The sequence below is a fragment of the Paenibacillus sp. BR1-192 genome (assembly GCF_029542445.1).
GTDB classification, from domain to species: domain Bacteria; phylum Bacillota; class Bacilli; order Paenibacillales; family Paenibacillaceae; genus Paenibacillus_AQ; species Paenibacillus_AQ lautus_A.
The window spans coordinates 1,448,495-1,459,881 of record NZ_CP120718.1 but is presented as its reverse complement, the minus strand read 5'-3'; the positions used below and the strand labels follow the sequence as shown (position 1 = coordinate 1,459,881).

The window sequence follows — 11,387 nt, the reverse complement described above, 5'->3', positions numbered from 1 at the left end:
GTTATCGGATGAACTTTTTACCGGAACTTCCGGAAAAACAGGTTTATTTCGCAAACAAATATCCCCACAAAGTGGAGCCTATATGCTTAATCCAAATACTTTACGCGGGACCCCAAAAAAATGTAAAAAGCAGGACGGTATACCGTCCTGCTTCATCATCACAGTTTGAAATAGTGCGTGTTCAAAAAGGTCGATTTTCAGCACCGAAGCTTATACTTCCGATGTGCGTTTTTTCAAAACGCTTCAGTTGGATGAAGCTAGGGACGTCAGGAGCGGAGCGTACGTTTTGGGTACGTGAGCACCTGAAATGTTTCCGCAGGAAATATGACTTCGTAAGCATCCGCTTAGGCCCGGCTGAATTCAAGATTCGATGCCGAGCTGCTTCCTGATTCGCTTCGTGTTAGATATAGAATTTATGAGTTATCAGTGGAACTGATGAAATTCTATATCGCAAGAAAACCTACCTATGCATCGCGGTCGCTCATCCTTGAAGTGGCCTCGATAAGAGGTTTTCTTATCAAAAGCGGACTTTTTGAACAACCTCTACTACTCATTTTACCCTTTTAACGTATTCAGCAATCGCATCGCGTCCGTCTCCTTAGACAACGCACGGACCAATGCCGGCTGCTCACTGATCCGTGACAATTCCCTGAACAGCTGCCGCATCTCTTTCCGCTCATCATGCTTGATCGCAAGTAAGAACACAAGCTCTACCTTCTCGGTTCCCCAGGTAATCGGCTGCTTCAAAGTAATAACAACGATGCAGGACTGTTTAACCCACTCCGAGCTGCCATGAGGGATGGCAATGCCTCCTCCAATGGTCGTAGCAGACATATTCTCACGATCTAGCACACTCTCCGTATATCCTGCCTGGACATACCCTTTGTCCACCAGCATCTGCGCAAACTTGGAGATTAACTGTTCTGGACGCTCGACCTCCTGCTGAGGAAAGATGAGAAAAGGTGTCGTATATTTCAAAAAGACCGATTCCTCAGGCGCCCTGCTGTCCGGCTCATCGAGCCCCCGGATCGCTTGCTCCAGCTTCCGCTCGTCACTGGCCTCGAGCAGAGGGGAAACGAGGATATGAGGTGTTTTTAACTCGGGCAGATCAACGGTCGTAATGACAAGATCCACCTCATGAGCTGCCAGATAATCCTCAACTTCCGCTTTGGACATCGTTGTCTCTACATGCACGGACGGGAATCTTCGTTCCACCTTCGCGAGAAGCAATTGGGACATCCCAACGCCCATATGACACACGATTATGACCTTCTGAGGGTGGCTTTCGTTCTGGTGAAGCCGTTCTACGGACGCCTGAAAATGCAAAGTCAAATACGCGGCCTCCTCTTCTGGAAAGTACAGTTGGAGCGCTCCCCCTACCTCCTCCAGGACCATGATGACGCGATCGAACATATAGGGATACATCTTTTTGATCTCGGCCAGCATCGGATTGGACACAGCCAGACCATAATGAAGACGGTTCATGGTCGTGTACAAATGCACTTTCAACCCGTTCAATAATACCGGGTCCTTGGAAAATGGGATCATATTCAGCTCCGACATCCGCCGAATCAGTTGCTCAACCAACTGTGGCAGCAGGGGGTGGCTGTCTGCCAGATCGCCCCGCCGGGCACTTCCATCCTCCTGCGTGTATCGGAACTTCCCGCCAAGCAGGTGCAGGGTTAGATAAGCGGTTTCTTCCTTGGAAAAAGGGACGGCGAACAATTTTTGCAGCTGCTTCAAAAAGTCTATCGCCCATGCAAATTCCGCTTTATTCTCCAAAAACGCTATGTCCTGCGCAGAGAGCGAAATCGGCTGTCCCAGCTTGGTCCGTTTGACCATAAGCAGTATATGCAGCATCAAGCTTTCAAAGGCTTCATCGGTGAAGCGGAGCTGGTGCCGCTTTTGCAACGCCTTCAACTCATTGTATACGGCTGCGATCTCGTGCGGTTCATACTGGTTACGCATCATCTGTCCCGTCAATTCCGGACGGTTGATCAATTGGTTCAACCGCGCCAGCGCCATCCGTTTGTTCTTCTCCGAGCCCTCAATCATGAAGCCTACTCGCTGCTTCGTCATTAAGCTCAGATCAAAGCTCCGCAGCCAGCCCTCAATCTTTTCCATATCCCGACGGATAATCGCCTTGTTCACGTAAAACGGTGAAGCCAGGTTCTGCAGGGTTACGGGCTTCGCGTTCATCAAGAGCCGATATGCCAGGTGCAGCACCCTTTCCTCATCGGATTCATCCTCGGCGGTACTCTCGTTGGAATACAAGCGGCGGAATAAATCAGCCTGATCCGCTTCCCCGATCTCCAGATAGACGCCAAGTCCCGGCCTTTTCACCAGATGGCCGCCGGAGTGCTTAGCTATATATTCTTCAATCACCTTCAGATCGTTTCGGATCGTCTTCTCCGAGCACTCGGTCTGATCCGCCAGATCCTGAACGAGCCACAGCCGGTTCGGTTCCATTAACAAATTGCGAAAAATCTCTTTTTGCCTATTATTCATTCCGATCCCCTATTCAACTTAATGGGAGTGCTCACTCATCGCAGAGCGGGTGCATTGTCCTACGTATATCATATCCGGGTCTCTATGGCAAACTGATCTGGGAGGTTACACGAGAGTGGATCAAAAGAAATGGCATATTGACGGAAAAGCTGAGCATATACAGTATTCTAAAATCCAACGTAAACAAAACAAGGGTGCCGCAGAAGTCGGCCCCCTTGTTTCATGATCCGATTTTAATCCCTCTTACATCTTAAGAAATTCTTCCGGTCGTACATCGTATCTTACCTATAAAAGCCTCTACAACTTCCCGCGCCGACTCCGCTCCCGTCACGGCGGATATCACCGCCACGCCATCCGCACCCGCTCCAATCACTTCCTCCACGCGCTCCACGGTAATCCCGCCGATCCCAACGATCGGCAGGTGGATTCCAGCTTCGCGAAGCTCATGGAGAATGGCCGGGCCTTGCGCAGTTTTGGCATCATCCTTCGAGCGGGTCGGATAGATCGGCCCGATGCCAAGATAGTCGGCGCCGTGGAGAATCGCGCGCCGCGCTTCCTCCACCGTGTGGGCGGAAACGCCGAGAATCCGGTTGCCGATCCGCTCGCGGACGGAAGCCGCGGATTCGTCGCCCTGGCCGACGTGCACGCCGTCGGCGTTCAGCTTCAGTGCCAGCTCCACATCGTCATTGACGATGAAGGGCACGCCCGCTCGACGGCACTGATCCTGAATCCGGCAAGCCAGCCGAATCATCGGCTCCCCGGCGAGTGCTCCATGTCCCTTCTCACGGAACTGGACCATGGTTGCGCCTCCAGCCAATGCTTCCTGCACGACCAAGCTTGGCTCGACGCTGCAGTTCACGCTGCCGAGCACGAGGTACATCCGCAGATGCCGCCTCATCATCTCGGGTGCCACTCTGCCCGTCATCGCAGCACCTCCTGACGGCGGCGATTGTATGCCCAATGATTGGTCGGGCCCTGTCCCTGCCCCAGGTTCAATCCGTCCTCAATGGCCGCTTGAATGAATAAGCGCCCGCTCTGAATCGCATCGAGTGCGCTCAAGCCTCGGGCCAGGCCTGCGGTAATGGCCGCAGAGAAAGTACAGCCGGTACCGTGCGTATGAACGGTATGGATTCGTTTGCCATATAATTCTGTGAAGGCCGTACCATCGTATACGAGGTCGATGACCGGGGGATTTTCCGGATTACCGTCATCGTTGGAAAAGAGCGAACGGACCCCTCTATACTCCCCAGCAGGCATGGCAGTGCTCGTTTGACCGTACGTCCTTTCGGACTGAGGCAGCTCTTCCTGCTGCATACCCGTCGATATAGCCGGTCCCCTGTCTCTTTCGTGATCCGTACCTTCATCGCTTCCAAGCATTCCCTCGTCATGACCGCCTTTGATCACAACGATCCTGGGCCCCAGATCATGAATACGCCTCGCCGCTTCTTTGCGATCGTTCATCGTGCGGATACGCATCCCCGCCAATACTTCGGCCTCCGGTATATTGGGGGTGACGATCAACGCCAGCGGCAGCAAATCTTCTCTTAAAGCCTGCACCGCTTCGCCCTGCAGCAGCTCCGCTCCGCCCTTGGCGATCATCACGGGATCGACAACGACCTTCCCCCAGCCGAATGCCCGAATCCGGTCAGCAACCAGCCGAATGATCTCGGCGTTGAACAGCATGCCCGTCTTCAATGCATCTATCCCGAGGTCCGATCCAACCGCTTCAATCTGCTCCGCAGTTGCTTCGGGCGGCAGCGGATATACGCCGTGAACCCCCAAAGTATTCTGCACCGTGATCGCGGTAATCGCCGACATGCCGTACACGCCGAGTTCCTGGAAGGTTTTTAGATCGGCCTGAATGCCGGCGCCGCCACCGCTGTCAGACCCGGCAATCGTCAGGGCACGGGGTATGCGAGCCTCGCTCATCGCGTGCCTCCGGCAGCCGCCGCTCCCGCTTCCAGCACAGCGGCATACCCTTCCAGCGATCCTGGATGAAGCTTCGCCAGCTCGTCCAGGAAAGTTATCTGGAAGCTTCCCGGTCCCAGATCTGCCGTTCGCTCAGCAGCTTTCGCCGCCGCGGCCCCATAGAAGGCCAGACCCGCCGTACCTGCAAGCAGCAGGTTTGCTTCCACCGCGGCAAAGGCACCCAGCACCGAGGTCAGCAGGCAGCCTGCGCCGGTCACCTTCGTAAGCAGAGCATCCCCTCCGGTAATGATGCGCACTTCCGTTCCATCGGTAATCACGTCCTCTTCACCGGTAATGGCCACGATCGTGCCTAACTCGCGCGCCGACCGCACGGCCAGCTCGGCATGATTGCTGCCTGCGCTATTGCCTGCGTCTACGCCCTTGATCTCGCGGATCTCCCCGATAAGGTGAGCGACTTCAGCCGCATTTCCGCGCACGAGCGAAACCTTCACCTCGCTTAGGATCCGCAGCGCCGACTCCGTCCGAAAACGGGTCGCTCCCGCGCCGACCGGGTCCAGCAGCACCGGCACGCCATGGGCATTCGCCGATTGCCCGGCGATAATCATCGCATCCACCAGCTCGCGGTTCAGCGTACCGATGTTCAATACGAGCGCGCCCGCGATGGCGGCCATATCCGCCACTTCCTCCGGCGCGTAAGCCATCACCGGCGACGCGCCCAGCGCGTACAAGCCGTTAGCCGTAAAATTCGTAACCACCACGTTCGTCATATTGTGAACGAGGGGGCTCGTCTGCTGTACCTTCGTTAAAAGCGCCGAAACCTCTTTTTCCCATGAATGCATTTATATCAGCCTCTCTTCGCTATAATGGAATTCCATGTGCTTGCGAACATCGCTCTTTACAGCACGGCAGCCTCCAACTGCACCGGCCATTCCTCCTGCTTATAAGCCATGTCCCAGAACAGATACTCCAGCTGGCAGCTCAGCATGAAATGCTCCCTCATCCGTTCCCGCTCGGCTGCCGTCGCACGATCCGCCCATGCATCGAGACGGTCGCGGAATTTGGCTGTCGCGTCTTCCCCCCGGTTTCCGTAGAAAGAAATCCAGTCGTAAAACGGATGGGAGGCATCCGGCTTCACCTCATTCAACAGCTTGCGGCCAATCTCCAGGTACGTCCATGGGCACGGCAGCAGCACGGCCATAATCTCCCCCAAACTACCCTCGTGCGCCACCGTCAGCATATGACGGATGTAATGATGCGCGGACGGAGCCAGCGGATATCCTTGAAGCTCCTCATAGGTCACCCCGGCAGCTGCGCAAAAATTCTGATGCGGGTGCACCTCGCTGTGCAGGATGAATGAAATCTGTTCGTTAAAGGCCGCAATCTCTTCCCGGCTGGTCGATTTGGAAATGGCTATTCCGTATATCCGCATGTAGGCATTCAAATACTCAAAATCCTGCTTCACATAGTGAATCAACTGCTCCCGCTCCAGATTCCCCTCGGCAATGCCTTTTACGAAGGGATGATCGAAGATTGCTTGAAAAATGCCTCCCGCCTGCTGACGGAGCTCTTGCGTGAAACTCATGTTTGTCCCCACCTCCAACATATTGAAGAGCAGGAAGTCCGTAAGACACGACTTTTCAGACAACGCTAAAAAGCCGCCCCGAAAACTGGAGCGGCTTCGTCAACAAGCCCGGGTGCGCCAAAAAAACGCACCGAGACCTCATATTCGAAGGCTCCACTTTCCTACGCTAGTACGAACTAGATCAGGTTCAAAGGGTCCAAGATACGCTCTTGTCTCAGCCGCCAACGGCTCCCCTAGTGGACTTCCTATTCTTTTGTCTAATACTGTACATAGGTTTGAGGGTAGTGTCAAACGTTAACAGTTTGTGGACGGAACCTCAAGCTCGAACCTTCCTCCGACCGCGTGATTGTGACGATGTACGGTGGCGGCTGTCTTTTCGCAAGATAAAAACGCAGGCTACCCCAAACTCATTCCGGAAACACTGACGCTCAGCTGTCATATATGCCCCCGCATAATGAGTGCATAAGCACAATTCAAATAAATGAAATTTAAAGGAGCGAGCGTATTTATGACGTACCGATTGAAAACGGTTAAACCCATTCCGGATGGCTACACCTCCGTGACGCCGTGGATCATCTCAAGAAACTCCGCAGCGCTGATCGATTTCCTCAAGCAGGCTTTTCGAGCCGAAGAGTTAGCCCGCGTCTATGTTGGCGATGGTGTCATCGGCCATGCCGAGGTGCGAATCGGGGATGCCGTCGTCATGATGTTTGACGCAAAGCCGGAATGGCCGGATAGCCCGGCATACCTCCGTTTGTATGTTGAGGATTGCGATGACGTGTATCGGCAAGCGCTGGCCGCAGGTGCGGTCTCGGTGACGGAGCCAACGACCTTGTTCTTCGGCGATCGGGTGGGACGGGTACGGGACCCGTTCGGCAACTTATGGTGGGTACAGACACGAATGGAGGACCTCACTCCGATGGAAATGGAACAGCGTGCCCAAGACCCGGAATACATCCAAGCGATGACCTATGTTGCAGGGGCGGAGATCGTGGTGAAGATGTCGTAAAAAGTTACCGTGAAGCGAGCGTTATTACAGGGAGGACATGGGTGGATTCGGTGTCCCAGGGGTGTGCATGGATGGCTGCTGACCAAAACAACTTAGAACACCATAACTTAGAGTAGCTTTGGGTTAGAGGTAGAATCCGGTATATAGTTGGTGCTACTACTGGTCCTGGTACTACTACTGGTCTTGGTGTGACTACTGGTCTTGGTGCGACTACTGGTCTTGTGCGACTACTGTTCTTGGTACGACTACGGTATTGATGCTACTACTGGTCTTGGTGCTACTACTGGTCTTGGTGCGACCGCTCGAGGACTAGCGGACTGAGGATACGTTATTTAGCTGAATAGGCGTAATTTTTGATGGCTAACGGACACCAGATACGTTATTCATAGAATATGATGGCAAAAGGACAGTCTATTGCGGTAATAAGGGATCCTGTGTCCGTTTGATCTAAGAATCGAGGGTTAATCAGGGAAATAAGGGATCTGGTGTCCGTTAACTGGTGGTCTAGGTGCGACTACTGGTTTTGTTGCTATTTTTTCGTCTTGGTGCTACTGCTCATCTTGGTGCGATTACTAGCCTGGTGCTGCCTCTCGTGTCTAAATGCTACAGCTGGTCTTGGTGCTACTACTGGTCTTGTGCGACTACTGGTCTTGGTGCGACTACTGGTCTTGGTGTGACCGCCCGAGGACAAGCGGACTGAGGATACGTTATTTAGCTGAAAAGGCGTAATTTTTGATGGCTAACGGACACCAGATACGTTATTCATAGAATATGATGGCAAAAGGACAGTCTATTGCGGAAATAAGGGATCCTGTGTCCGTTTGATCTGAGAATCGGGGGTTAATCAGGGAAATAAGGGACCCTGTGTCCGTTAACAGGTCATGGTTAGCGGCATGATGCCCGGAGTTGGTTAGGCTGTACTGGCGAGCGATGTGACATACAACTGCATACCGGCGGTACTTCGACGTTGCGATGCTGGCGACGCGCGATGTTAAAAAAGGAGGCATCCCAAAAGATCCCAGATCTTTCGGAGTGCCTCCTTTATCCGCTTGTTCCTAGCATCTTCCGCTATACGATGATACTAGCCTTCAGCATCCGTCTTCATTCCTTACTGAATGCCGTAAAACTCCTGCAGCTGGTCGATCATCAGGTTGGCCGCCAGAATGCCGCCTGCCGTATTCCAGATCGCGTCATCCACTTTGTGGGCTTGACCGTTCTTCACAACGTTCAGGTTCTTCCACAGCGGATCGTTGATCCATTCCTGCTCGGTCTGGTTGGCGCCGCCATCCCCTGTCTCATAAGTGAAGTAGAACAGTCTGTCGGCTTCCACCTCAGGCAGACGTTCCTTCGTGATCTCGTCCACGAAATCGTCCTTGGCATTCTTAGTCATGTCGTTGCGGGCGATGCCGATTTTATCGAAAATAACGCCCGAGAACGTATTGGTATGGTACACCCGGGTCTTGCCTGCCATGAAACGAACCACGGAGACGGTTTCGTCAAGCTTGCTGCCGGCCTTCTCTTTAAACTCCTGGATCCGCTTGTCGTAGGCTGCCAGAAGCTCTTCGCCTTCCGACACTTTGTTCAGCGCCTTGGCATACAGTTCAAAATTGTTCTGCCACTCGCCGCGAAGATCCTCGGCAAAAACAGTCGGCGCGATCGCCTTCAATTGCTCGTATACTTTTTCCTGACGCATCTTGTTGCCGATGATCAGGTCAGGCTGCAGACCCGCGATCAGCTCGATGTTCGGCTGGCTCTCTTCCCCGACAACGGTAACGCCTTCCATCTGGTCTTTAATATGCGGATACCAAGGATCCCCCGTCCAGGATCTAATGGCACCTACCGGCTTCACGCCCAAGGCCAGAAGCGCCTCGGTTCCTTCGTTCGTGAGGACGACGACCTTTTGAGGCGTTCCTTTGATCGTTTCCGTCCCCATGGCATGCGTAACTTCATACGATTCGCCGCCGGCAGCAGCGCCGCTGTTGCCCTCTGCGGTATTCGTCGTGTCGCCGCCCGCGTTGCTTGTCCCTTCTTGCGCCGGGCTTGCTCCGCACCCCGCAAGAATCACGATCATGATCAGAGCCAGCAAGCTAAACTTGAGGCCTCTTCCCCGTTTCTTTGCCATTCCTGTTCCCATTCCTATCTAAATCCCCCTTGTGTCATATCCCGCTATTTGAAAACCATTATCAATCACTGATTCAAAACTATAAAGGGTTTCGTGAAAAATATCAATATATTTGTGAGAATGATTATCAAGCTCATTGACAGATAACGTCCCTTCACCTAAAATTCATATGAACTTAATTATTCATGGACTTAAGAAAGTGAGCATATATGCGCGTATTCGGACTATTGATATCGCTATTGGCGCTGGCCGCTGCCGTCATGGGCAGCATCGCATTCGGAGTAACGAACATCCCTCTTCATCAGGTATGGGAATCGTTCACTCACTTTAACGGAAGCAACGAACATCTGATCATTCTCACGGCAAGGCTTCCTCGAGCGCTCATTGCCGTCGCCGTGGGGGCATGCCTTGCGGTTGCGGGTGCGCTCATGCAGGTCATCACGCGCAATCCGATTGCATCGCCGAGCACGCTGGGCGTGAACTCCGGCGCGGCTTTCTTCATTATTCTGGCATCGGGCTGGCTGGGCATTGGCGGACTCCAGTCCCTTACCTGGGTCGCGTTGATCGGAGCCGCCGTCAGCGGCGGTATCGTATTTTTCCTCGGCAGCATCGGCAGGGACGGCATGACGCCGGTCAAAATCACCTTAGCCGGGGCTTCCATGGCCGCTTTCTTCCATTCCCTGACCCAAGGATTCATGCTCTCCGACGGCAAAATGTTCGATCAGGTGCTGGTATGGCTGGTCGGTTCGGTAGCCGGACGCGATTTGAACCAGCTAACCGCCGTATGGCCGTACATGGCCGTTGGCATGCTGGCTGCGCTGCTGCTGGGACGGCATCTGAACGCCCTCTCCATGGGAGACGACATCGCCCAGAGCCTCGGGCAAAAAACCGCACTCATCAAGCTGTTAGCTGCTGCAGCCGTCATCCTGCTGGCCGGCGGCTCCGTAGCGGCGGCGGGACCCATCGCATTCGTAGGGATCATCATCCCTCATATCGTTCGGTATTTAATAGGAAATGATTATCGGTGGATACTACCTTACAGTGCGGTGTTTGGCGCACTCCTGCTGGTGACGGCCGATCTCGGCTCCAGATACATTGCCATGCCGAAGGAAGTCCCTGTCGGCGTGATGACTGCAATCATCGGGGTGCCGTTCTTCGTGTACATAGCCAGGAAAGGAAGGCGAGCACAATGAGTAAACACCGCATATTCCGTTCCCGGAACGCCAAAGTCTCGTTTATGCTGGAGCGAAGAACCCTATGGGTGTGCCTGATCCTATTCGTGCTTTGCATTGCAACCATGATTATCAGCACGGGAACCGGCAGCCAGTTTGTTTCGCCGCTGCATGTCGTCAAAGCGTTATTCGGTGACGCTCCCCCGATGGAGCAGGTCATCGTCATGCAGCTAAGGCTGCCCCGTATTATCATTGCTGTGCTGATCGGCGCGGCTCTCGCGGTGGCGGGGGCTATTCTGCAAGGCGTCATCCGCAACCCGCTTGCTTCTCCGGATGTCATCGGCATTACGGAGGGAGCATCGCTGGGGGCGGTTCTCTTCATCTTCATATTTACGGGCGCCGTATCCATCCATTGGTTGCCGCTCTTCGCCATTCTCGGCGCTTTTTTCATTACCGGACTGCTGTATGTGCTTGCCTGGAAAAATGGCGTATCGCCACTGCGACTCGTCTTGATCGGAATCGGGGTATCGGCCGCGATCAAATCGATCTCCTATATGCTGATCATCTCCGGACCGCTGCAGCTGGCGGACCGTTCGCTTACCTTCATGGCGGGCAGCATTTACGGCATGTCCTGGGATAAGGACGTAATGACCTTGCTTCCTTGGGTCGCCGTTCTTCTTCCGCTAACCTGGCTGCAAGCCAGAAATGTGAATATCCAGGCCCTTGGAGACGACGTGGCCAGCAGCACGGGCGCGCAGGTTCAGAAGCAGCGGCTGATTCTGATCGGACTCAGCGTTGCTCTGGCCGGAGCGGCCATCTCGATTGGCGGCGCCATTGCTTTTATCGGATTAATGGCGCCGCATATGGCCCGCAGGCTCGTGGGACCCAACTTCGGAAGCGTGCTTCCGGTCAGCGCGCTGATCGGTGCGATTCTGCTGCTCGTCGCGGACCTGGTGGCACGGACGGCCTTTCTGCCGCGCGACGTGCCGGCAGGCGTATTCACCGCCGCGATCGGCGCGCCGTTCTTCCTCTACCTGCTGTATCGTAACCGCAATCGATTCTAGA

General features: G+C 54.1%; 9 protein-coding genes and 1 riboswitch. Of the genes, 3 read left to right on the top strand and 6 right to left on the bottom strand.

Translation table 11 applies throughout. The features are described from left to right. Positions 1 to 555: 555 nt before the first annotated feature. From P0X86_RS06235 to tenA, 5 genes are all read right to left on the bottom strand, one after another. On the bottom strand, positions 556 to 2,508 hold the full coding sequence (locus P0X86_RS06235; RefSeq protein WP_277748121.1) for a BglG family transcription antiterminator: 1,953 nt from the start codon (positions 2,506 to 2,508) through the stop codon (positions 556 to 558). A gap of 250 nt (positions 2,509 to 2,758) precedes the next feature. Further along, complete coding sequence (thiE, locus tag P0X86_RS06230) at positions 2,759 to 3,433, bottom strand: thiamine phosphate synthase (protein ID WP_277748120.1); 675 nt, start codon at positions 3,431 to 3,433, stop codon at positions 2,759 to 2,761. Continuing rightward, on the bottom strand, positions 3,430 to 4,437 hold the full coding sequence (gene thiD, locus P0X86_RS06225) for a bifunctional hydroxymethylpyrimidine kinase/phosphomethylpyrimidine kinase (RefSeq protein WP_277748119.1): 1,008 nt from the start codon (positions 4,435 to 4,437) through the stop codon (positions 3,430 to 3,432). Before thiD ends, thiE begins: the two co-directional genes overlap by 4 nt. Next, positions 4,434 to 5,276 (bottom strand): hydroxyethylthiazole kinase, encoded by an 843-nt coding sequence (thiM, locus tag P0X86_RS06220; protein ID WP_277748118.1) that lies wholly within the window; start codon positions 5,274 to 5,276, stop codon positions 4,434 to 4,436. The genes thiD and thiM overlap by 4 nt, the downstream gene beginning before the upstream one ends. 56 nt (positions 5,277 to 5,332) lie before the next feature. After that, the gene (tenA, locus tag P0X86_RS06215; RefSeq protein WP_277748117.1) at positions 5,333 to 6,019 is read right to left on the bottom strand and encodes a thiaminase II; all 687 of its coding nucleotides are present in this window, start codon (positions 6,017 to 6,019) and stop codon (positions 5,333 to 5,335) included. 141 nt (positions 6,020 to 6,160) lie between these two features. Next, positions 6,161 to 6,264: riboswitch (TPP riboswitch) on the bottom strand. A gap of 263 nt (positions 6,265 to 6,527) precedes the next feature. Here tenA and P0X86_RS06210 point away from each other — a divergent pair. Then, entirely contained in the window at positions 6,528 to 7,028 is a 501-nt protein-coding gene (locus P0X86_RS06210; protein ID WP_249732867.1) for a VOC family protein, read from the top strand. A 1,108-nt stretch (positions 7,029 to 8,136) separates the two neighbouring features. On the opposite strand, the gene P0X86_RS06205 is transcribed toward P0X86_RS06210, so the two are convergent. Beyond that, positions 8,137 to 9,162 (bottom strand): ABC transporter substrate-binding protein, encoded by a 1,026-nt coding sequence (locus P0X86_RS06205; protein ID WP_277748116.1) that lies wholly within the window; start codon positions 9,160 to 9,162, stop codon positions 8,137 to 8,139. 197 nt (positions 9,163 to 9,359) lie between these two features. On the opposite strand from P0X86_RS06205, the gene P0X86_RS06200 reads away from it, so the two are divergent. Then, positions 9,360 to 10,343 carry a FecCD family ABC transporter permease gene (locus P0X86_RS06200; protein ID WP_277748115.1) on the top strand — a complete coding sequence of 328 codons (984 nt, stop codon included), beginning with the start codon at positions 9,360 to 9,362 and terminating at the stop codon, positions 10,341 to 10,343. Further along, on the top strand, positions 10,340 to 11,386 hold the full coding sequence (locus tag P0X86_RS06195) for a FecCD family ABC transporter permease (protein WP_277748114.1): 1,047 nt from the start codon (positions 10,340 to 10,342) through the stop codon (positions 11,384 to 11,386). Before P0X86_RS06200 ends, P0X86_RS06195 begins: the two co-directional genes overlap by 4 nt. Position 11,387: the final 1 nt, after the last annotated feature.